Source organism: Paraburkholderia sp. RL17-347-BIC-D (genome assembly GCF_046027915.1).
Lineage (GTDB): Bacteria > Pseudomonadota > Gammaproteobacteria > Burkholderiales > Burkholderiaceae > Paraburkholderia.
The window spans coordinates 1-19,283 of sequence record NZ_JARESS010000051.1; the positions used below are offsets into that span (position 1 = coordinate 1).

Sequence of the window (19,283 nt, forward strand, 5' to 3'; positions counted from 1 at the left end):
TTGCGGCGCCCAATAGGCCAATACCTTTAGTAGCAACCTGACAAGACAGGTTCGGGCACCGCCACCACGACCTCCGCGCGGCGCTCTGTCGTCCACTAAAACCACGGGATCGTCACCATTGATCTGGCTACCTTCTAAACACGCCGCTGGTCAGCAACGGGTACACGTGCACCGAAGTGGGCCACTTGTTGGGTCAGGCCGCCACGAGAGTTCAGCGATGGGTCCGACGCTTCGAGCAGGGCGGTTTCGACGGATTGCCAGAAGGCGAACGGCCCGGACGTCCGCGTGCGTTGGACGAATCGCAATGGCATCGCATTGAGGCGGATCTGCGCAGGACACCGCGCGACTTCGAATTTGAAGCGGGCCTGTGGGATGGACCAGTCCTGTCCGAACATTTGCGCAAGCGCTACGGGATCAAGCTGGGCGTTCGGCAGTGCCAGAGACCGTTCAGACAGATGGGTTTTCGGCTGCGCAAGCCGCTCCCGCAGGTTGCGGAGTCTGATCGTGTGAGCGTTGCGGGTGAGCTTGTCGGATGTCTGTATGAGGGCTCTGCCATGGACGCCCCCGGTTTGCCAGGCTCGTTTGGGCTTTTGATATTTTTATAGCCCTGACAATGTGTTGCAGACAGGTCTAGAATGAAATCAAGGTACGTGTCGTGTATCGAAATGTTTCCCGGGACACGGGAAGCGGTTGGCGACGCGGCCAGGCCCCACGCAGGATGGTTTCACTGCAACCGAGCCGATTCCATTTCGGTCTAATCAGTACTAAACAGGTCCTGATTAAAACGGGAGATATTCGGATGTTGCGCATGAGCAAACTTGCCGACTACGGCACAGTGATCATGACCGCGATGGCGCGCGATCCGGATGCAGTCCACAGCGCAAGCAGCATTGCGGCGGCGACCGGAGTCGCGATACCTACGGTGTCAAAGGTGCTGAAAATCCTGACGCGGGGCGATATGGTGGAGTCGCTGCGCGGCACGAAAGGTGGTTACCTGCTGCCGCGGCCGCCCGAGCGGATCACGCTGGCGGAGGTGATCGCCGCGGTCGACGGGCCGATCGGGGTGACCGAATGCAGCACGTTGCCTGGCTTGTGCGTCCAGGAGGCGGCGTGCGCGGTGCGGGCCAACTGGCAGAAGGTCAATCGCGTGATCTGCGAGGCGTTACAGCAGGTCACGCTGGCGGACATGGCAGGTCCGACCTTGCGCGCGGTTGATATCAGCGCGATCCGGGCGCGCAGCATTCCCAGCCGCCGCGCGGGTGCGACGCAACTGTCGCGCAAAACGACCGACGGAGGCCATGCATGAGCGCATCTACAACCGGTTTCGACGAACTGATCAGTCGCGAGTACCCGCATGGTTTCGTGACCGACCTGGCGGCCGACGCGTTGCCGAGCGGGTTAAGCGAGGACGTGATCCGGCTCATTTCCGCAAAGAAAGACGAGCCGGCATTCATGCTCGAATGGCGTCTCGTGGCCTATCGGCACTGGCTCACGATGACCGAGCCACGTTGGGCGACAATCCGGCATCCGCCGATCGACTACCAGGGCATCGTCTATTATTCCGCGCCGACGGCACAGAAAAATCGTCCGAAGAGTCTCGATGAAGTCGATCCGGAACTGTTGCGTACTTATGAAAAGCTGGGTGTACCGCTGGAAGAACGCGAACTCCTGGCAGGCGTCGCGGTGGATGCGGTGTTCGACAGCGTCTCGGTAGCCACGACGTTCCGCGAAAAGCTCGCGGAACTCGGCATTGTGTTCTGTTCGTTCTCGGACGCCGTGCAGCATCATGCCGAACTGGTGCAGAAGTATCTGGGCTCCGTGGTGCCGCACACCGACAATTTCTTCGCCGCGCTGAATTCCGCCGTGTTCAGCGACGGCTCGTTCTGCTATATCCCGCCGGGCGTGCGATGCCCGATGGAGCTATCGACGTACTTCCGCATCAACGCGCAGAACACCGGGCAGTTCGAGCGTACGCTGATCGTCGCGGACAGAGGCGCGTATGTGAGCTATCTGGAAGGCTGCACCGCACCGATGCGCGACGAAAATCAACTGCATGCCGCGGTGGTCGAGCTGATTGCACTGGAAGGGGCCCAGATCCGCTATTCGACGGTGCAGAACTGGTATCCGGGCGATGCGTCAGGCAAGGGCGGCATCTACAACTTCGTGACCAAGCGTGGCGATTGCCGCGAGGCGAATTCGAAGATTTCGTGGACTCAGGTGGAAACCGGTTCGGCGATCACGTGGAAGTACCCGAGCGTGATCCTGCAGGGCGATAACTCGGTCGGTGAATTCTATTCGGTGGCGCTGACCAACCACTATCAACAGGCCGATACCGGGACGAAGATGGTTCACCTCGGCCGCAATACGCGTAGCACGATTCTGTCGAAAGGCATTTCAGCGGGTTGCGGAAAGAATGCGTATCGCGGCCTCGTGAAGGTCGGCCGTGCGGCCGAGGGTGCGCGCAATTACACACAGTGCGATTCGCTGTTGCTCGGCGACCGTTGCAGCGCACACACGTTCCCCTATATCGAGGTCAAGAACCCGACCGCGAAGGTCGAGCACGAAGCGTCGACATCACGCATCGGCGAAGACCAGTTGTTCTATTGCCGGCAGCGCGGGCTGTCTGCGGAGGATGCGGTGTCGATGATTGTGAACGGTTTCTGCAAGGAAGTCTTCAAGGAGCTGCCGATGGAGTTCGCCGTCGAGGCGCAGAAGCTGCTCGGCGTCAGCCTGGAAGGCAGTGTGGGCTAACCGTTAGCACCTGGCCCACGGCGATTCGCGAGGGATTCGAACCATGCTTGAAATCAGCAATCTGCAAGTCGAAGTCGACGGCAAGAAAATTCTGCGCGGCATCGATCTGAGCGTGAAGGCCGGCGAGGTGCACGCGATCATGGGCCCGAATGGTTCGGGCAAGAGCACGCTTGCCCACGTACTGGCTGGGCGTGAGGACGTTGTCGTCACCGGCGGCACGGTCTCGTATCTCGGCCGCGATCTGCTGGTGCTCGCGCCCGAAGAGCGCGCGCACGCAGGCCTGTTTCTCGCGTTTCAGTATCCCGTTGAGATACCCGGTGTGAGCAACGTTTATCTGCTGAAGGCGGCGTTGAACGCGCAGCGCCGGCATCGTGGCGAGCCGGAACTCGACGCGATGGAATTTCTGCAACTGGTCAAGGAAAAAATGACGTTGATGCAGATGGACGAGACCCTGCTGTACCGAGCAGTCAACGAAGGTTTTTCCGGCGGAGAAAAGAAGCGCAACGAGATCCTGCAGATGGCGGTGCTGGAGCCCCGGCTCGCCATTCTCGACGAAACGGATTCCGGACTCGATATCGATGCGCTGCAGATCGTCGCGCAGGGCGTCAACAGCATGCGCAGCCCCGAACGGGCGATTGTGCTGGTCACGCACTATCAGCGCTTGCTGGATTACGTCGTGCCGGATCGCGTACATGTGCTGGCGAACGGCCGGATCGTAAAGTCAGGGCCGCGTGAACTGGCCCTGGAGCTGGAACGCAAGGGCTATGGCTGGATCGAGGATGAGGCCGTGCAATCAGCCGGTGCAGCCAGTGCAGTGAGTGCGGGACATCCATGAAAAACGAATCTCTCGACCATTTCCATCAGGCTTTTGAACGACTCGCGAAGACGTTGCCCGGCGCCGAGTTGCCGTGGCTGCGTGCCGCGCGCCGAAGCGCCTTCGAACAGTTCGACACGCTGGGCCTTCCGACCACGCGGCACGAGGACTGGAAGTACACGAACGTGTCGGCGATTGGCAAGCGTCCTTGGCATTTCGCGCCGCAACGCACCGGCCGCACCGATGATAGCGACGTGCGACGCATCGTCGATGGACTCGTGCTGGACCCGGCTGGCCATCGACTGGTATTCGTTAACGGTCACCATGTGCCGCGGCTGTCGAAACTGATTGGTTTGCCGCATGATGTGTTTGTCGGCTCGCTCACGCGGGCGTTGAGAGAAATACCGCAACGACTGCAGGCTGCGATCGCTTCGCAGACGTATGCCGACGGCTTTACCGCGCTCAACACGGCGTTTATGAGGGATGGATTTGCCGTCGTGCTACCGCCTGGCGAGGTCATCGATCAACCGCTGCACATGCTGTTCCTGACCGACGAAGAGGGACTTGCGGTGCAGCCGTTCAATGTCGTGCTTGCGGGAGCACGCTCAGGCTGCGTGATCGTCGAGCACTTTGTAGGGTTTGGCGATGACGAGTACTGGACCAATGCGGTTACCCGCATCGTCGCAGGCGAACAGGCAGATGTGCAGCACTACCGGTTGCAGCAGGAAGGCACGAAGGCGTTTCATATCGCGTCGGTCGCTGCTGCGCAGCAACGCGCCAGCTGTTTTACCTCGCATGCGTTCGCGTTCGGCGGCGCGTTGTCGCGCACGGGCATTGACACGGGCCTGAACGCCGCGAACGCGCAAGCCACATTGAACGGTCTCTATTTCGTTGGTGGCCGGCAGCACGTCGATCACCACACGCGCATCGATCACGGAGGGCCACATGGCTCGAGTCGCGAATACTACCGTGGCGTGCTCGACGGCGCCGCGCGCGGCGTGTTCAACGGGCGCGTCATCGTGCATCGCGATGCGCAGCAAACGGACACGCATCAGGCGAATTACAACCTGCTGCTGTCGCGCGACGCGGAAATCGACACGAAGCCACAACTCGAGATCTACGCCGACGATGTGAAATGCACACACGGCGCGACGGTCGGTCAACTGGACGAGAACCAGTTGTTCTATCTGCGTGCGCGCGGCGTCGAGGAACGCATGGCGCGAGCGCTCCTGACCTACGCATTTGCACGCGACATTGTCGAACGTGTGCGCATCGAATCGCTCCGCGGTCGGCTTGAAAATCTGCTGCTCGCGCGCACTCCGGAAGGCGAGCGCATCAGGGAGTTGCTATGAAGCCGATTGGACAGATGCAGGCGCCAGATCCGCGCAATGTCGAGCACTGGCGGGCCGATTTTCCGATTCTGGGCGAGCGTGTACATGGCCGGCCATTGGTCTATCTCGACAATGGCGCGACTACGCAAAAGCCGGCCTCGGTCATCTACGCGGAAAACGCTTACTACCGGCATAGCAACGCCAACGTGCACCGCGGCGTGCATCTGCTGTCGCAGCGCGCGACCGAAGCGTTCGAAGCAGCACGCGCGAAGATCGCACGCTTCATCAACGCGCAGCGTCCGGACGAGATCGTGTTCGTACGTGGCACGACCGAAGCGATCAATCTCGTCGCCCAGAGCTTTGCGCGCCCGCAGCTCAAGCCTGGCGACGAAATCCTGATCAGTGCGATGGAGCACCATTCGAATATCGTGCCGTGGCAGATGGTCTGCGAGCAAACTGGGGCGGTGCTGAAAGTCGTGCCGATTGACGATACGGGCGCACTTGATGCCGGCGCGTACGAGCGCTTGTTGAACGACCATACGCGGCTGGTCGCGATTACGCATCTGGCTAACGCGCTCGGCAGCATCAATCCGGTAGAGCTGATCGTTGCAGCGGCGCACGCGAAGGGCGCGCCGGTGCTGCTGGATGGCGCACAGGCGATCTCGCATCTGCCGGTCGACGTCCGCGCGCTCGATTGTGATTTCTACGCGTTTTCGGGGCATAAGGTGTACGGGCCGACAGGCATCGGCGTGCTGTATGCCAAGGCCGCACTGCTTGAAGCGATGCCGCCGTGGCAGGGCGGCGGCGACATGATCCGTTCGGTGACGTTCGAGAAAACGGAATACAACGCGATTCCGTGGAAGTTCGAGGCAGGCACGCCGAACATTGCCGGCGCGATTGCGCTGGGCGCGGCGCTTGACTATGTTGACAGCATCGGCATGGAAGTGATCGCCGCGCACGAGGCCGGCCTGCTCGCTTATGCAACGGACGCATTGCAGGCGATACCGGCCTTGCGTCTCATCGGTACCGCACGCGACAAGGCGAGCATCCTGTCATTCGTGCTCGACGACGTGCATGCGCATGATGTCGGCACAATTCTCGATCATCACGGCGTCGCGGTGCGTGCGGGTCACCACTGCGCGATGCCGGTGATGCAGCGGTTCGGCGTACCGGCGACAGTGCGCGCGTCGCTTGCCCTCTACAGCACGCGCGAAGATATCGACGCCCTGATCGAAGGGCTTGGCAGGGTCAAGGAGATATTCGGTTCATGAGCGATCTGCGCGATCTGTATCAGGAAGTCATCTTCGACCACTACCGGCGGCCGCGTAACTGTCATGGGCTGGCCGACGCCAATCACAAGGCCGAGGGTTATAACCCGTTGTGCGGCGACCGCATCACGCTGTATCTGCGAATCGAGGATGGCCTCGTCAAGGAGGCGAGTTTCGAAGGCGCGGGCTGTGCGATTGCGACGGCGTCCGCGTCGCTGATGACCGAGGCGCTGAAGGGCAAAACGGAAGCAGAGGCCGAAGCGCTGTTTGGACGCTTTCACGACATGGTGACAACGCCGGCTGCGGGGCAGGCGGCAGTCGCGCCGGAGTTGGGCAAGCTGACGGTGCTGTCCGGTGTACGCGAATTTCCCGAGCGCGTAAAGTGTGCGACGCTTGCATGGCACACGCTGCATGCGGCGCTGCACGACGAGGACCGCCCCGTTTCGACAGAGTGAGGCAGACGATGAGTACATTCGACTGGCTGAAGCGCGCCGAGGCCGCACAACCTGGCAGTGGGGCAACAACAGAACGTCTTGAAGAACGCGTGATCGACGCGCTGCGCACCGTGTTCGACCCGGAGATTCCGGTCAACATCTACGACCTGGGGCTTGTCTACGGTCTCGACGTGGACGAAGCCGAAGGCCGTGTCGAGGTCCGCATGACTTTGACCGCACCCGGCTGCCCGGTCGCACAGACCTTTCCGGCGACGGTGGAGGATGCGGTGTTCTCGGTGAGCGGTGTGAACGACGTGCACGTCGAGCTGGTGTGGGATCCGCCGTGGTCGAGAGAGCGAATGTCGGACGCGGCACGCCTGCAATTGGGGATGCTTTGATATGTCTGACTGGGTCGATGTCGCCGCGATTGAGGATTTCCCGGTCGGCGGTGTTCGCAGCGTCGAGGTCGATGGCGCGCAGGTTGCCGTGTTCAATGTCGACGGCACTTGCTATGCAATCGAGGATATCTGCCCGCACGACGGCGGCATCCTGACAGGCGGTCTGGTGGAAGGCGACGTGGTTATCTGTCCGCGCCACGGTGCGCGGTTTTGCATCAGGACGGGGAAGGTGTTGGCGCCGCCGGCTTATGAGGATGTGGTTGTGTTTCCGGTGCGGATCGAGGCGGGCATCGTTCAGGTGCGTGACGTGCGGTGGGATTGAGGGGCTCTGATGTGATGGACGACTCCTGTTGATGTTCGCTAATTCTGCTAGCCATGTTCACAGCATTTGCTAGCGAAGGAAGCGCTGCGGCCCGCGCCCAGTAAGGCTGGCAGGCCAGAGTGCCGTCACTGCCAAACGATGTGTTTCATCAACGGGCGAACAGCTGGATGTCCATCAATTTTGCTAGCGCGTTCAAGTTGTGCATTAATTCGGCTAATGCGGCTGCCGGGCGACGCAGCATGCGTTAGGCTAAAACACCAGTATGCGTAGATACCGAAAGCCATTGTCGCGATCATCGGACGACGACCCGTCTCGGTGCACGGATGAAAAACGTCGTACTGGAGGGCACTTTTGTGAGTACTTGGCGGGCTTCCGCAGTTCTTGAGCGGATGCCCGCTATACCGTTATCGCACTGCACGCAACCCAACGTGGAACTGGTCAATGTGTTCACCGCAGTCTAGAGTTTCCCTGCGAATAGCGGCATGAGACATCAACAAATAAAGCCATCAGTTGGATGAGACTCTTTTTGCGCGAGACGCCCGCAAGAGTGCAGGTCTTCGTACGGATACGTCACAGGGGAATGAAGCACCATGCGCCACGGAGACCCGTATACGGAAACTTGCGAAGCATCGGGGCTTTCGCCGACTTGGTTCTGACTACCCGTGGCGTTCTATCCACGCGTGCGCCCACGCAAGTCCAGCGACCTGGGCATCCTCGTCGGTCTTAAAGCTTCCAAGAACACCTGAGGCTTCGACGAATTTTGAGCCTTTTGTGATTGTCCCGTTGCCGGCATATCGCGCCGGCCGCAAGATATTTCCATGCTCGCGGATGGCGTGCCCCCAGATGGCGTACCCTTTGTAGACTTCAGCTTCCATGCGCGCCTTAGATCAATAGTGGGGTGTCCCGTCAAAAATCTGTGGCACCGACATGTCTGTGCCGGCTTTCTGCGGCAGACGCATCTGGTATGTGTGCCTGCATTCCAGTTTCTTCGCTTGATACGCAGGTCAGCTATTCCCGCTCGGGTTGCAATTTCCCGGATTTCCTGTCGAGTGGACCATCTGCGGACAGGACAATGACTGCGGTCCTCTCCGCACATGAGAGGCGCCTGGCGTTTTAAGCCTAGGCTACCGGCTTGCGGGCTTTGTCGATGACGTCCACAGTCTCCTTCACCGCAGCCTTGGTCTGCTCGTGCAATGCGCTACCTGCGTCCCACATTGCCCCAAATCCCTTCGACCAGAAAGCGAAAATCGCTTCGTTTCCCGCCGCCTGAAGCGCTGCCTGGACAATGCCGTCGCCGACGCGGTCACGGAATTCAGCTATCAGCGCGATTTCGCCGTCGCGGACAGGCAAGCCGTCCAGATGCATGAGCGACTGGGTTTTTTCGCACATGAACTGCGTAATTTTCTTCAAACCGCGACGCTTGCGTTTACCGCAGCCAAGACCGGAAATTTAAACCTGTCCGGGGCTACGGGGTCGGTTTTGGAGCGGAGCCTGAACGGCTTGCGCGATCTTATCGATCACTCGCTGGACGAGGTTCGTACGGAAGCTGGAATTTCCTTGCAATCAAGGATGTTTTCCGTTGCGGACTTCATCGCTGAGGTGAAATATGCCGCTGACCTTGTGGCCCAGACTCGTGGATGCGCACTGACGGTTTCTGCTGTGGATTCGCGGCTTGCCTTCAGCGGGGATCGTGACCAGCTTTATTCGGCGGTCGGAAACCTGCTGCAAAATGCCCTTAAGTTCACTCACCACCACACCGAAGTAACGTTGGACGCCTACGCGCTGTCGGATCGCATCCTGATCGATGTGAAGGATCATTGCGGTGGTCTCCCACCCGGTGATGCGGAAAGGATGTTTCTGTCGTTCACCCAGAACGGCGAGGATAGAACCGGACTGGGGCTAGGTCTTTCAATCGCGAGGCGTAATGTTGAGGCCAACAACGGAATTCTTAGCGTCCGCGATATGCCGGGCACCGGCTGCGTCTTCACCATTACTCTGCCGCGATATGCGTTAACGGCATGATGAGTATGGTTCTGACGGTTCGCCCTATGTGAATCGCGACAAACCGGCGAACTGACCCGTATCCGGGACCTTAAATTGCTCATAAGAAAGCAACCAGGGGAAGCCAATGTCCATCGCTGTGGGCGCACGCCTGCTTATCGCTGACGACGATGCAGATATGTTGGCGGGGTATGCACTGTTTTTTTGTGATCGGGGTTTTGAAATCCGGACCGCCAGGAACGGTGCTGACGCGCTCGCCGAATACTGCATATGGTATCCGGCCGCAGTGTTGCTCGACATCGAAATGCCGCATCTCGACGGCCGCGCGGTGGCGATAGCGATCCGACGTGTTCAGGCGATACCTGCGCCGCTGCTTGTCGCGGTAAGTGGCCTATCGTTGCCATTTGAGCGGGCTGAGTCGATGCGCGCCGGATTTGATCACTATTTCGTGAAGCCGGTTCTGCTGCCGATCATCCTGGCTGCCATCAACCATGGGCTTGCTCCATGCTGAGCAGCGAATCCTGTGTAATTCGTCGAACAAGCCTTAACAAACTGAGCCGTTCAAAGTCACTTTGCCGGGTTTCCCCGGGCTTATTGGTCTACGTACATTCGCCATTCAGGGAACTACTCGAAGAAGCTCTCGCTGATGTAGACCGCGTACAGGATGGGCGAACTTGCATCTGTCGTAGTAACCGGTTCGCTGATTACAGCTATCCCGGGATCAACGCCGGTGAATCTCGCCCAGGCCGCCAGGTCGTCGGGAAGATCGGCTGCCTCTTCTCGCGGCACACGCAATTTGATCGACTTCATCGCCTTCCCTCGCAGATGTAGCGAGCTTATTCTGGCCGATTTTTTGTTGTGAAGTGCACTGTGCTTTGGGGATGCTCAAGTTTCCTGATGACTTGCTGGCCACTGTACCGCGCGAATGACCGACGTCCCCCCGTTCAATGGTCAATTGGAACGATGTTTTGTCAACCGGTTTTCGCACTTCAGATCACCAGAACTCGTCCCGTCCTGACACTCGCGCCCACCCAACTTTCATCCCCTCCCAGAATTGATGAACATCAACAATGGCGACGACTGTCGTCGCGATGGGCGTCACCTCGCCGGGGGGAATCGAATGCGTTTTCTCGTTGATGACGTTGTCGCGCTACGAGCGCGCGATTCTCGCCTGCGATGTGTCGATCTGGTCGAGCAAATCGAGGGCGAGCGCAATGCCCGGCGAGTTGATGCCGAAGTCTTTCGTCACTCGCTAAGCGCGTTCCGAATGCGCCTTCCGACGCCCACAGAATCAGTCGCTCCTCTGAAGTGTGAGTCACCGGCACAATCCGAACAGCTTTGGCTTGCGACGCCTCATTCCTGATGCTGATCCTCGCGGTCAATCTCGCCGGCAGCCCGTCCCCAAATCTCCCGGTCCCGGCCCGGTAGTGTCGCGTTAAAGGAAGGTAAGCTGAGCAAATGACCGCAATGAAGAGGACTGCCTACATCGCAAGAGAATAGAATTGATCGGCATCAGTCGCAGCGACGCCATCATCATGCATCTGCCCTTTACGAATCATGTGCGCAATCTCGATGCCGGACAGGATGATGCGCGCGCAGCGAAAATCCTTGAAGCCCATCATCGGTCTGATGATCCGTTTGATAGCGCGGTGGTCCTGCTCGACGATGTTGTTCAGGTATTTGTTTTGCCGGATTTTGATCGGTGTTGGTCGCCCGGCGTTGAGCGCTTCGAGGGCGGCCAGATTGGCGCCGCTCTTGTCCACCGTGATCGTTTCGGGCTCGCCGTTCTGATCAATCGCTTTCTTTAAGTAGCGATGCGCTGCGGCTTTGTCGCGATGGGCGCGCAGCAGGAAATCGACTGCGTTGCCCGCCTTGTCGACGGCGCGGTATAGAAATTTCCATTGTCCCTTGACCTTGACGTAGGTCTCATCTACGCGCCAGCTCCTGCCCACCGGGCGCTTGCGACGGCGAAATGCCTTTTCAAACAGCGGCACGAGCTTGATCACCCAGCGATGCACCGTGGAATGGTCAACCGCGATACCCCGCTCGGTCATCATTTCCTCGAGCTTGCGCAGGCTCAGCGAATACGCCACGTACCACCGCACACACAGCATGATCACATCCAGCGGATAGTGCACGCGTTTGAGCACCTTACCAATGTCTGCGGGAAGTGTCTTGCGCGCCGTTTTCTTCTTCCTGGCCATCGGATTCGCCGTCAGTATCGAACGGCGAATTTTACCGCAGAGCCTTGTTGCGACACAGCCTTTTGGCTACGTTACTCTCAGGCGGCTCTGATTTAACTTCACCTGCGCCCATCCAATAATAGTTTCACGGACCTGTAAAACAGTCTTCCGTCGCAGTTCGAACCGATTTCGGGAGCATGCCATGAACACCAGCCGCATTACCTTGCGATCTCTTGTTGAAAAATGGCTCGCGCCTACGCATCTCGATGCCAGCGCGAGTAACGCAGATTGGTCGAGTGCTTATCTTTGTAAACTGATTCTGCCGTTAAGATGCGTTGTCCAGATATCCGTTCCCGTTACGATGGCGCCGCCGAGCAGCCAGCGGAGTTAATGAACTTCACGATCGGTCGACACATGCTGACTTGAGGGGACTTTCCCAAACCCAGTCGCAGCGGAAAGCAAAGTCGCCCTGGCAGCAAAACTTATCGCTGTAAGACTTGATCAGTGCGAGCTCGCGAAGCTTGTCTCCCACCTGCACAATACAACACTGTCTTCCTTCGTGACGAGCGCCTCGCTCGCCACCTGCCCATTGATATCCACGTGGAATCCAGCACCTGCGACAAAATGCGCGTCGACGGCGTATCGTAATCACTTATCGTGTCCACATGAGTGACGCAAGCGGAACACGATTTAGTGATCGCCGTCACAAGGTGCGCGGTTTTGTACTTCAACTGGCGGCAAAACTCGAACCACCCTCATCGAGGATGGCCTTTTTAAGTCCCGACTTTGCCCGGACATAGCGACCCGGCGCGTTGGCCGTATGGCTCGCCGACTTGCTCATGTTGCGCACTTGTAAGTCTACGACGGCGATCGTCGCGTGATTCCTGCTGATCGTGTTCGATGTTTTGTGCAGGAAATCGTGACGCGCGTTCGCGACGCTCGCGTGGATGCGCTGGATGCGGCCCCCTGAAGGGGGAGGATTGCCGCGCACTTGTTCAAAAACGCGATTATCGGGTTGGTGACTATTCGCCGCAGGGCATCGCTGAGGATACGAAAATGCTCAGTCCGCATGAGTTCGTGTCCTTAATACTTCTGCAGGGAGACGCCGGATCGGGACGACCTAACCCCGTCGATCTGGATGCACTCTTGGAGTATCAGCTCGTAGCGTTTGAGATGCCGACTTCGGGGTGTAGGTGGCTCAATCTCAGAGATCCGGGATATTTTCTCCTGAGAGCGGCTGCCCGGCGGACCTGAATCTATTCCTGCCATGATCGTTGCCTATTGAACTGAACTACAAGCAGCAGGTCGAGGTTCTTCGCATGAGATTTTCGCGAATCGAAGGTTGCAACGTCATCAGGAGCGGTCCGCAGAGAATGCTTCAGGCGCAGTTCCAGAATGCGACAGTTGCTTTGCTACCGCATCGCTGCCCTGGCTGGCAACACCGCATGTTTTGTACAGTTGCTTACTACGGCGAACGGCGGCGATATGTAAGCGCGCAACTTTGTGTGATGCCGGTCATGGAGCATCGATCAGGCGCTGGCACGTTACAGCGCTTGAAGACTCGGTTGGTACGATCGGCTCCAGACGCAGTGCCCCCCAGCCAAGCGGGGCAAATACATGTCCGCCCGCCAGTTCGACCAGTTCCACGAATTTCTCGAGCGACACGCCCGCGGCGATCCTGATCGGCGCGTTGCTGATGAAATTCTGCGTGCGCAGCCATGGTGCGTCGCCTCGATTGATCTCGTTCACGCTGCGTGCGCGGCCGTCGTATCCGGCGTCGGGCGGCAGCAACGGCCCGTCGAAAGCGACGGTCAGAATCTGTTGCGCGGTGTCTTCGTAGGGCAGGCCCGCATGCCTCTCGAAGGGTGCACGCTCCCACCCGTCGCCCCATTGCTGGTCAAGGGGCAAACGCGTGAAATAAGCCCACGGCGCACGCACGAAACAGAGCCCGTACGCGTGACGGACGCCGTGCAGATCGGTTGTGAGTCCCATGGCGTTGGCTCCTCCAGGTGCCGGTGACGTCTGCACTTCACACGTCGTTGCCGGCGGCAAAGAGACCGTGCTCCGGTTCTATCTGATCGGTGTCGATACATTGGACGTGCCAGTGGCCGGACATTAGGTCGCGGCCGCTTTCCGCGCACCATTGTGCACGTCCGGTTTCGCCCTCGAACGGCCCGTCGGAGTCGTTCAGATCGAGCCCTTCGAGCACGCAAACGGGCGCCGAACCTTCCGACCCGCACACAAGCGTGTTGCCGCAATCCACATGCAGTACGCCCCATTCGGGCAGATCGAGACCGAGGTGTCCTTCGCGCGACCATCGCCGCGTGTCCTTGTCCAGCCACAGGATTGCAAATGCCATCGGATGGACACGATCGAACGTGTCGAGATGAATAGTGAGGCGCATGTGAATCTCCGAAACGAACGCTTACTTTGAATGAAGCCGGATTGCGGGTCGTCCCCGCGAAGGCAATCTCATTGACTCAATACCCATTGCACCAGCGTATGCGCATCCTCCGCCGACAACGGGCCGCCGCGATCGGCTGGCAGCGGCATTGCCATATCGCCCCAATGCGCCTTGCCGCCGAGCCGCAGCTTGTGCTCGAGCATGAACTGCGCATTCGGCACGTTGCGATAGTGCTCGGCGATCTGCTGGAACGACGGCGCGAGGAATGGTGCATCGCGCGTGTGGCAGAACATGCAGTGTTGCTGATCGACAAGCGCGGTCGGCTCCGTTTCGGCGTGCGCAGCAGAGCCAGTCAGCACGAATACTGCACATGTCACCAGACAACTTCGGGATAGGGCGTTCATGGCACGCGCTCCTTTGCAAGGGGAATGAGGTCAGTGTAGAGGCGGTGACTTGCGTGCCGTTGACCTCGGTCAACCAGGACGCAAGCCGTGAATTTGATGTATCGCGCTTAACTCCTATGCTGGCGACAGACGGGTGTCGCACAGAATGGGCGGCCAAGAAAGTGTTGCACGTGCGTGGGCGTGCAGACACGCCGTTCCAGCGTCAGATCCTGCGCAACGAACCTGGTGATGGTCATGAAGATTCATTTTCCCGAGGAACATCCGGAGTATTGCGCGCGCGACCTCGTCGTCGCGTTCCCGGCCGAAGTGGACGGTGCTCGCGTCCAGTGCGCGATCACCGCCGAAGCCCTCGAAGATCATTTCGGCGCCGCGTCGCTGCGCGAAGACGATCTGATCGCCGCATTTAACTCGAACCGGCATCCGATCGAACACGCAGCCAGGCGACTGCTTAACGAGATCGGCGCCAAACCGGTTCTGATGCACAGCGGCTACTTCCGCTTTTGCGGGTGAATTCGGCGGGGCGGCGGAGCGCAACGCTTCTTTAAATGCTCCACGCCAGCAAAAGCCCTGTAGTGGGCCGCTGGAGCAAGTTCGAGGAGCATCTTATGCGTGCGATGGTATTCGACGGTAGCGCAGCATCGCTGCGGGAGCAGGAGGTGCCCGATCCCGCCGCCGGTCCCGGCCAGATCCTGATCGATATTCACGCGTGCGGCGTGTGTCGCACCGATCTTCATCTGGTGGACCACGAACTCGAGCATCCCAAACAGCCGGTCATTCCAGGCCACGAAATCGTCGGCACGGTAGCCAGGCTCGGCGCGGGCGTGACAGGGTTCGCCGTTGGCGATTGGATGGGGGTGCCGTGGGTCGGCCACACCTGCGGGCATTGCCGCTACTGCCTGTCGGCGCGGGAAAATCTGTGCGACGAATCCGGCTTCACAGGCTATACGATCGACGGCGGTTACGCTGAGCGCACCATCGCCGACAGCCGCTACTGCTTTCATCTGCCGGGGCAGTACACGGACATCGAGGCGGCGCCGCTGCTATGCGCCGGTCTCATCGGCTATCGCACCCTGAGCATGGCGGGCAGCGCGCAGCGGATCGGCATCTACGGTTTTGGCGCCGCGGCGCAATATCGTCGCGCAGGTTGCGCGTCATCAGCAACGCACGTATGCGTTCACGCGCTCCGGCGATCACGCAGCCCAGCAACTCGCACTGCGTCTCGGCGCGGCTTAGACGGGCAGCAGTGACGAGGCGCCGCCCGACAAGCTCGATGCGGCGTTGCTTTTCGCACCGGTCGGTGCGCTCATTCCGCAAGCATTGCAAGCGGTCGCGAAGGAGGGCGTGGTGGTCTGCGGCGGGATTCACATGAGCGACATTCCGTCGTTCCCGTATGCGTTTCTGTGGGGCGAGCGACGCCCAGAACGCTTCGTGATCCTGGCCAGCCTCGGCAACGAGGGCGCGATCAGCCTCCATGCCGTCGATGCTGGCATGCCGTGCGAGCGGAATCTGCAATGCGGCGGCGTTGGGTGGAGCGGTATCGATGGTAGACATACTCCTCACATGAGTCATGAAGACGGTGAAGCGCGAAACGCTTTACCGATGAGGGCGGGCTCTTGTTGGCCATGAGGCGCCGGCGCCTGCGCTCCGTCGTTTGCGGTTCGCGGCGAATCAGCGTGGGTGCAGGGCGACTATGACCGAGTGGCGGGCGGCGCCTCTTGATGCATATCAAGGGGGGAGCGGAGCGCCGCACGCGTTCATGGCAGGAGTCTCGCGAGCGAGACGAAGCGCGGCAGCCTTGATGGAAATCAATCGCAACAGCACCGCGGGGACGATGATGAATTCTTCTTTCATCGGTCAACTGTCACCACGGCGAGCAGAATGCTGCTCGCATGACGGTCGATGATCCAGGTCAAATCATCTACTTCGTCATACCCGTACTTTTAAGAACAGGCGAGTTTGAGGGCAACGGTACGTCATGCCGTTGAATGAAAAATGACCAAGCGGAAATGGAAAGCGGGCGGGCGACAGCTTTTGCGCTGCTGAGGGCGGTGTCGACATGAAGGAGAGTTTGCGTGTTGCGGGTCTTGCCGGCGTCGACCCGCACGACAATGCGCGCGCCGTGCGGGCATGGCGGTGGATGCAGTGGGTTCTATTCGCTTTCACCGTGCTCGCCATTCCCGCGTTCTATTTCGAACTGGCGACTGCATCCGGGTTTCAGCTGGGCGGGCGCGCGCTCTACGCCTGCATGTCTGCTGGATTCGCGGCGGTCCTGACCCGTATGGCCTGTCTGAGCCACAAACCGCAGCGGTTCCTCAGACGCAATGGTTACGACGTTCTGATTGCTGTGGCGGCAGCGGCGAGTGTGGTGGGAGGAATCGCGCCGTGGTCGTCGGTCGAATGGGTGTTGCGCATCTTGTTCGTGGGGCTCGTGGCGGTGCGCATCGTGGTGTCGTTGAGAAGTTATTTCTCGCCTGGCCGCCTGTGGCTGCTGCTGCTAACGGCCGCATTGCTGCTCGTGTTCGCAGGCGCCGGATTTTACTGGCTCGAACCGAGCGTACATACATACGCCGAAGGCATCTGGCTCGCTTTCGAAAGCAGCGCGACAGTCGGCTTTGGCGACCTGGCGCCGACCACGCCTGCATCGCGCGTTTTCGCCGCCTTCGTCGTGTTGCTCGGCTACGGACTCCTGTCGCTGGTTTTCGCCAGCATCGCCGCGGTGTTCGTCGAACAGGAAGAGCGGATCTTGAGGCGCGAGATGCATCGTGACATCAAGGCGCTACGCGGTGAGATCGCCGCGCTGCGAAAAGACGTGCAGACGCTGGGCGGCGAAGCGCGTACTGCCAGCGTTCCGCTCGAGATGGTCAAACTGGCGGGCTCTCATCCGGACGAATCGCATTGATCGGTATCTGCACGGCGATCCTGAATCCCTTGTCGGGCGCGCTATCGATCTTCAGGGTGCCGTGCAGTTGGCGCACCCGCTCCCGCATGCCGAGCAGTCCAAATGAACCGCGCTTGCCAGCGTCAGCCACGACCGTACCGCGGCCATTGTCTTCGATATGAATCGTGCAGGTGTCAGCATCGCTCGATGCCTCGATTAGCACCTCGCTTGCCTGCGCATGCCGGGCCACATTCGTCAGCGCTTCCTGCACGATGCGGTATAGCGCGCTGGCCGCAAACGGCGCGACGGTCGCGTCGTCGATATCGGTATGGAACTTGACGGACATGTGAAACCGCTGCGTGAAATCGTCCACCAGCCATTCGAGTGCCGCCGCGAGACCGAGATCGTCCAGCATGGGCGGCCGCAAATTCGCGGCAATGCGGCGAAGCGATGCGATCATGCTGTCGATCTGACCTTGCAAGGCGATCGCGGCGGCGGATCCGGATGGATCGGTCCCATTTGCGGCGAGGCGCTGACTGAGCGCAATGATGCCCATCTTGAGCGCAATGAGTTGCTGGCCGAGATCGTCGTGCAACTCACGTGCAATGCGTCTTTGCTCATCTTCGCGGGCGACCTGCATATGTGCAGACAATTCGCTGGCGTGCTCGAGTTCGGCGAGCCGCATGCGCTCCGTCATATCCCGGGTGACCTTGGCAAAGCCCAGCAGGGCGCCGGACGTATCGTGGACGGCCGTGATCGTGACGTCTGCCCAGAATCGTGAGCCGTCGCGCCGCACGCGCCACCCCTGGTCCTCCGCGCGGCCTTGCGCGGTCGCGAGAACCAGTTCGCGGCCCGGCTTGTCGGCGGCGACGTCTTCAGGCATATAGAAGATCGAGAAATGTCGGCCGATGATTTCGTCGGCCACATAGCCTTTGATTTTGCGCGCGCCGCTGTTCCAGCTTGCCACGCGTCCCGTAGGATCGAGCATGAAGATTGCATAATCCTGCACCGCGTCTATCAGCAACGGATAGCGGTCCTCCAGCGGCACGTCGGAATCGTTCGCCGATCCGGCACTGCGCTTTGGATCGTTCCAGTTGAAAACCACCGGTATCTCCGACAAAGGTGTGAGATGCGATCGATCGGTTCAATTCAGATAAAGCAGGAACAAACTAAGTCTACGCCGAATAATGCCGCTGCTGCCGCCTATCGTCAGGGCGTTTTCGCCGCTGTAAGCGCACCGCGAAAACGGCCCGGCGGAGCACACTGCACTCGCTGTCGCGGCAAGCCGCCTTGCGATTGATTCAGGTCAACCGACTTCTGACAGCCGCGCCTACATTGGACGCACCGCTGCCGCGCCCGCGTTTTGCACGCACGGACCGCTTCACCACCTCGGGAGATCCATGATGGCTGGCAATTCCGTTACACGGTTCGATCTGTACCGCGCGAATCTAGCCTTCGCGCTGCAAATGCCCAGTTTCAGCCAGGAAGCGCGCCGGCAGGCCTACGAGTTCGAGATGCAGCGCATCCGACGTGCGAGCCTGGCTTCAGAATAGACGCGGCCCCCTGTTCCGGCTTGACCGAAATCATGCTTTCAGGTGCGTTGGCCTGCGGTGCGTGTCGCTTGATGCATGTCAATCGGTGTCGCTCAGACGAGCCTAAAGTCAGTCATATGGGATGCTCGATGCGAGTGCGGAGACCAGTGATTGCCCGCCAACGAAGCGCCGCCGGAATGCACCGGCCTCGACCCGGTTCCGTGTGGAGCAGGGCCGGAGGCCGACTAACTGAAAGCGGTAGCGCATACACCGTGAAGGCGGGAATGCCGGGCGCTGAAAGCAAAGACATCGACGTGAAGTTCGAGGGCAACCTAGTTTCGATCAGCAGCATGAAAGTCGAACAGAATCAGGAAATGAAAGACGGCGAGCATGTGATTCGCCGGGGCCGTGATACGGGCAGCGTCAGCCGTGCGTTTTCATTAGCAAGCGAAATCGATGAGAGGGCGGTCGCGGACGAGTACAGGGACGGCGTGCTTTCTCTGACGCTGCCGAAGAGAGCGCCATCCGAACGCAAGCGCTTGCAGATCAACTGACGCCGAATA

The 19,283-nt window shown here is 59.8% G+C and carries 24 protein-coding genes and 2 pseudogenes; 17 read left to right on the forward strand and 9 right to left on the reverse strand.

The genetic code is table 11. The features are described 5' to 3' along the window. Positions 1 to 146: 146 nt before the first annotated feature. The 9 genes from P0D96_RS38795 (at position 147) to P0D96_RS38835 (ending at position 7,318) form a co-directional block, all read left to right on the forward strand. Positions 147 to 605 carry a helix-turn-helix domain-containing protein gene (locus P0D96_RS38795; RefSeq protein WP_408319169.1) on the forward strand — a complete coding sequence of 153 codons (459 nt, stop codon included), beginning with the start codon at positions 147 to 149 and terminating at the stop codon, positions 603 to 605. Positions 606 to 799: 194 nt separating this feature from the next. Further along, a complete protein-coding gene (locus P0D96_RS38800) occupies positions 800 to 1,306 on the forward strand; it encodes an SUF system Fe-S cluster assembly regulator (RefSeq protein WP_408319171.1) in 507 nt (168 codons plus the stop codon). Further along, positions 1,303 to 2,751: a Fe-S cluster assembly protein SufB gene (gene sufB / locus P0D96_RS38805; protein WP_408319105.1), complete on the forward strand. Its 1,449-nt coding sequence runs from the start codon at positions 1,303 to 1,305 to the stop codon at positions 2,749 to 2,751. Before P0D96_RS38800 ends, sufB begins: the two co-directional genes overlap by 4 nt. Before the next feature lie 43 nt (positions 2,752 to 2,794). Continuing rightward, on the forward strand, positions 2,795 to 3,586 hold the full coding sequence (sufC, locus tag P0D96_RS38810) for a Fe-S cluster assembly ATPase SufC (protein WP_408294184.1): 792 nt from the start codon (positions 2,795 to 2,797) through the stop codon (positions 3,584 to 3,586). Continuing rightward, positions 3,583 to 4,917 carry a Fe-S cluster assembly protein SufD gene (gene sufD / locus P0D96_RS38815; RefSeq protein ID WP_408319106.1) on the forward strand — a complete coding sequence of 445 codons (1,335 nt, stop codon included), beginning with the start codon at positions 3,583 to 3,585 and terminating at the stop codon, positions 4,915 to 4,917. The genes sufC and sufD overlap by 4 nt, the downstream gene beginning before the upstream one ends. Next, the gene (locus P0D96_RS38820; protein ID WP_408319108.1) at positions 4,914 to 6,167 is read left to right on the forward strand and encodes a SufS family cysteine desulfurase; all 1,254 of its coding nucleotides are present in this window, start codon (positions 4,914 to 4,916) and stop codon (positions 6,165 to 6,167) included. The genes sufD and P0D96_RS38820 overlap by 4 nt, the downstream gene beginning before the upstream one ends. Next, positions 6,164 to 6,619: a Fe-S cluster assembly sulfur transfer protein SufU gene (gene sufU / locus P0D96_RS38825; protein WP_408294193.1), complete on the forward strand. Its 456-nt coding sequence runs from the start codon at positions 6,164 to 6,166 to the stop codon at positions 6,617 to 6,619. The genes P0D96_RS38820 and sufU overlap by 4 nt, the downstream gene beginning before the upstream one ends. A gap of 8 nt (positions 6,620 to 6,627) precedes the next feature. Then, entirely contained in the window at positions 6,628 to 6,996 is a 369-nt protein-coding gene (locus tag P0D96_RS38830; RefSeq protein WP_408294196.1) for an SUF system Fe-S cluster assembly protein, read from the forward strand. 1 nt (position 6,997) lies between these two features. After that, entirely contained in the window at positions 6,998 to 7,318 is a 321-nt protein-coding gene (locus tag P0D96_RS38835) for a Rieske (2Fe-2S) protein (RefSeq protein WP_408182701.1), read from the forward strand. 656 nt (positions 7,319 to 7,974) lie between these two features. Here the strand turns inward: P0D96_RS38835 and P0D96_RS38840 are convergent. Both P0D96_RS38840 and P0D96_RS38845 read right to left on the reverse strand, forming a co-directional pair. Continuing rightward, on the reverse strand, positions 7,975 to 8,193 hold the full coding sequence (locus P0D96_RS38840; protein ID WP_408319110.1) for a hypothetical protein: 219 nt from the start codon (positions 8,191 to 8,193) through the stop codon (positions 7,975 to 7,977). A gap of 244 nt (positions 8,194 to 8,437) precedes the next feature. Continuing rightward, positions 8,438 to 8,683, reverse strand: coding sequence for a hypothetical protein (locus P0D96_RS38845; RefSeq protein WP_408319112.1), 246 nt, complete (start codon positions 8,681 to 8,683; stop codon positions 8,438 to 8,440). On the opposite strand from P0D96_RS38845, the gene P0D96_RS38850 reads away from it, so the two are divergent. Both P0D96_RS38850 and P0D96_RS38855 read left to right on the forward strand, forming a co-directional pair. Further along, positions 8,678 to 9,340, forward strand: a complete 663-nt coding sequence (locus P0D96_RS38850) for a sensor histidine kinase (RefSeq protein ID WP_408319114.1) — start codon at positions 8,678 to 8,680, stop codon at positions 9,338 to 9,340. The two genes, P0D96_RS38845 and P0D96_RS38850, sit on opposite strands and share 6 nt — an antisense overlap. Before the next feature lie 106 nt (positions 9,341 to 9,446). Then, positions 9,447 to 9,830, forward strand: coding sequence for a response regulator (locus P0D96_RS38855; protein ID WP_408182697.1), 384 nt, complete (start codon positions 9,447 to 9,449; stop codon positions 9,828 to 9,830). 113 nt (positions 9,831 to 9,943) lie between these two features. Here P0D96_RS38855 and P0D96_RS38860 read toward each other — a convergent pair whose 3' ends face one another. Then, positions 9,944 to 10,129, reverse strand: a complete 186-nt coding sequence (locus P0D96_RS38860; protein ID WP_408182695.1) for a hypothetical protein — start codon at positions 10,127 to 10,129, stop codon at positions 9,944 to 9,946. Positions 10,130 to 10,389: 260 nt separating this feature from the next. Here P0D96_RS38860 and P0D96_RS48775 point away from each other — a divergent pair, with 260 nt between their 5' ends. After that, entirely contained in the window at positions 10,390 to 10,575 is a 186-nt protein-coding gene (locus tag P0D96_RS48775; RefSeq protein WP_459252578.1) for a hypothetical protein, read from the forward strand. Between the two features lie 225 nt (positions 10,576 to 10,800). On the opposite strand, the gene P0D96_RS38870 is transcribed toward P0D96_RS48775, so the two are convergent. From P0D96_RS38870 to P0D96_RS38890, 5 genes and pseudogenes are all read right to left on the reverse strand, one after another. Then, positions 10,801 to 11,523 (reverse strand): IS6 family transposase, encoded by a 723-nt coding sequence (locus P0D96_RS38870; protein WP_408319117.1) that lies wholly within the window; start codon positions 11,521 to 11,523, stop codon positions 10,801 to 10,803. A gap of 692 nt (positions 11,524 to 12,215) precedes the next feature. Continuing rightward, a pseudogene (locus P0D96_RS38875) lies at positions 12,216 to 12,463 on the reverse strand (transposase); the annotation flags it as partial. Positions 12,464 to 13,017: 554 nt separating this feature from the next. Beyond that, positions 13,018 to 13,494, reverse strand: a complete 477-nt coding sequence (locus tag P0D96_RS38880) for a hypothetical protein (protein ID WP_408294469.1) — start codon at positions 13,492 to 13,494, stop codon at positions 13,018 to 13,020. Positions 13,495 to 13,531: 37 nt separating this feature from the next. Then, positions 13,532 to 13,906 (reverse strand): DUF3564 domain-containing protein, encoded by a 375-nt coding sequence (locus tag P0D96_RS38885; protein ID WP_408319119.1) that lies wholly within the window; start codon positions 13,904 to 13,906, stop codon positions 13,532 to 13,534. Between the two features lie 68 nt (positions 13,907 to 13,974). Beyond that, on the reverse strand, positions 13,975 to 14,310 hold the full coding sequence (locus P0D96_RS38890) for a c-type cytochrome (RefSeq protein WP_408294475.1): 336 nt from the start codon (positions 14,308 to 14,310) through the stop codon (positions 13,975 to 13,977). 234 nt (positions 14,311 to 14,544) lie between these two features. Here P0D96_RS38890 and P0D96_RS38895 point away from each other — a divergent pair, with 234 nt between their 5' ends. The 3 genes and pseudogenes from P0D96_RS38895 (at position 14,545) to P0D96_RS38905 (ending at position 17,209) form a co-directional block, all read left to right on the forward strand. Further along, positions 14,545 to 14,820 (forward strand): DUF1488 family protein, encoded by a 276-nt coding sequence (locus tag P0D96_RS38895; protein ID WP_408294477.1) that lies wholly within the window; start codon positions 14,545 to 14,547, stop codon positions 14,818 to 14,820. Between the two features lie 95 nt (positions 14,821 to 14,915). After that, positions 14,916 to 15,936 (forward strand): annotated as a pseudogene (locus tag P0D96_RS38900) (alcohol dehydrogenase catalytic domain-containing protein). Positions 15,937 to 16,366: 430 nt separating this feature from the next. Then, positions 16,367 to 17,209: a potassium channel family protein gene (locus P0D96_RS38905; protein WP_408319121.1), complete on the forward strand. Its 843-nt coding sequence runs from the start codon at positions 16,367 to 16,369 to the stop codon at positions 17,207 to 17,209. Here the strand turns inward: P0D96_RS38905 and P0D96_RS38910 are convergent. Then, positions 17,172 to 18,293 carry a PAS domain-containing sensor histidine kinase gene (locus P0D96_RS38910; RefSeq protein ID WP_408319123.1) on the reverse strand — a complete coding sequence of 374 codons (1,122 nt, stop codon included), beginning with the start codon at positions 18,291 to 18,293 and terminating at the stop codon, positions 17,172 to 17,174. The genes P0D96_RS38905 and P0D96_RS38910 overlap by 38 nt on opposite strands. A gap of 295 nt (positions 18,294 to 18,588) precedes the next feature. Between P0D96_RS38910 and P0D96_RS38915 the strand changes: the two genes are divergently transcribed. Further along, positions 18,589 to 18,741, forward strand: coding sequence for a hypothetical protein (locus P0D96_RS38915; protein ID WP_408319125.1), 153 nt, complete (start codon positions 18,589 to 18,591; stop codon positions 18,739 to 18,741). Between the two features lie 176 nt (positions 18,742 to 18,917). Next, entirely contained in the window at positions 18,918 to 19,274 is a 357-nt protein-coding gene (locus tag P0D96_RS38920) for an Hsp20/alpha crystallin family protein (protein WP_408319173.1), read from the forward strand. The last annotated feature ends 9 nt before the right edge of the window (positions 19,275 to 19,283 follow it).

What these genes read in the sequence shown, in the direction of transcription:
- P0D96_RS38915 (WP_408319125.1), top strand. Translation starts at nt 18,589, where the DNA reads ATGATGGCTGGCAATTCCGTTACACGGTTCGATCTGTACCGCGCGAAT.
- P0D96_RS38880 (WP_408294469.1), bottom strand. Translation starts at nt 13,494, where the DNA reads ATGGGACTCACAACCGATCTGCACGGCGTCCGTCACGCGTACGGGCTC.
- sufB (WP_408319105.1), top strand. Translation starts at nt 1,303, where the DNA reads ATGAGCGCATCTACAACCGGTTTCGACGAACTGATCAGTCGCGAGTAC.
- P0D96_RS38905 (WP_408319121.1), top strand. Translation starts at nt 16,367, where the DNA reads ATGAAGGAGAGTTTGCGTGTTGCGGGTCTTGCCGGCGTCGACCCGCAC.
- P0D96_RS38855 (WP_408182697.1), top strand. Translation starts at nt 9,447, where the DNA reads ATGTCCATCGCTGTGGGCGCACGCCTGCTTATCGCTGACGACGATGCA.
- P0D96_RS38830 (WP_408294196.1), top strand. Translation starts at nt 6,628, where the DNA reads ATGAGTACATTCGACTGGCTGAAGCGCGCCGAGGCCGCACAACCTGGC.
- P0D96_RS38870 (WP_408319117.1), bottom strand. Translation starts at nt 11,523, where the DNA reads ATGGCCAGGAAGAAGAAAACGGCGCGCAAGACACTTCCCGCAGACATT.
- sufU (WP_408294193.1), top strand. Translation starts at nt 6,164, where the DNA reads ATGAGCGATCTGCGCGATCTGTATCAGGAAGTCATCTTCGACCACTAC.
- P0D96_RS48775 (WP_459252578.1), top strand. Translation starts at nt 10,390, where the DNA reads ATGGCGACGACTGTCGTCGCGATGGGCGTCACCTCGCCGGGGGGAATC.
- P0D96_RS38850 (WP_408319114.1), top strand. Translation starts at nt 8,678, where the DNA reads ATGCATGAGCGACTGGGTTTTTTCGCACATGAACTGCGTAATTTTCTT.
- P0D96_RS38820 (WP_408319108.1), top strand. Translation starts at nt 4,914, where the DNA reads ATGAAGCCGATTGGACAGATGCAGGCGCCAGATCCGCGCAATGTCGAG.
- P0D96_RS38920 (WP_408319173.1), top strand. Translation starts at nt 18,918, where the DNA reads ATGCACCGGCCTCGACCCGGTTCCGTGTGGAGCAGGGCCGGAGGCCGA.
- P0D96_RS38845 (WP_408319112.1), bottom strand. Translation starts at nt 8,683, where the DNA reads ATGCATCTGGACGGCTTGCCTGTCCGCGACGGCGAAATCGCGCTGATA.
- P0D96_RS38890 (WP_408294475.1), bottom strand. Translation starts at nt 14,310, where the DNA reads ATGAACGCCCTATCCCGAAGTTGTCTGGTGACATGTGCAGTATTCGTG.
- P0D96_RS38800 (WP_408319171.1), top strand. Translation starts at nt 800, where the DNA reads ATGTTGCGCATGAGCAAACTTGCCGACTACGGCACAGTGATCATGACC.
- P0D96_RS38885 (WP_408319119.1), bottom strand. Translation starts at nt 13,906, where the DNA reads ATGCGCCTCACTATTCATCTCGACACGTTCGATCGTGTCCATCCGATG.
- P0D96_RS38860 (WP_408182695.1), bottom strand. Translation starts at nt 10,129, where the DNA reads ATGAAGTCGATCAAATTGCGTGTGCCGCGAGAAGAGGCAGCCGATCTT.
- P0D96_RS38835 (WP_408182701.1), top strand. Translation starts at nt 6,998, where the DNA reads ATGTCTGACTGGGTCGATGTCGCCGCGATTGAGGATTTCCCGGTCGGC.
- sufC (WP_408294184.1), top strand. Translation starts at nt 2,795, where the DNA reads ATGCTTGAAATCAGCAATCTGCAAGTCGAAGTCGACGGCAAGAAAATT.
- P0D96_RS38840 (WP_408319110.1), bottom strand. Translation starts at nt 8,193, where the DNA reads ATGGAAGCTGAAGTCTACAAAGGGTACGCCATCTGGGGGCACGCCATC.
- sufD (WP_408319106.1), top strand. Translation starts at nt 3,583, where the DNA reads ATGAAAAACGAATCTCTCGACCATTTCCATCAGGCTTTTGAACGACTC.
- P0D96_RS38895 (WP_408294477.1), top strand. Translation starts at nt 14,545, where the DNA reads ATGAAGATTCATTTTCCCGAGGAACATCCGGAGTATTGCGCGCGCGAC.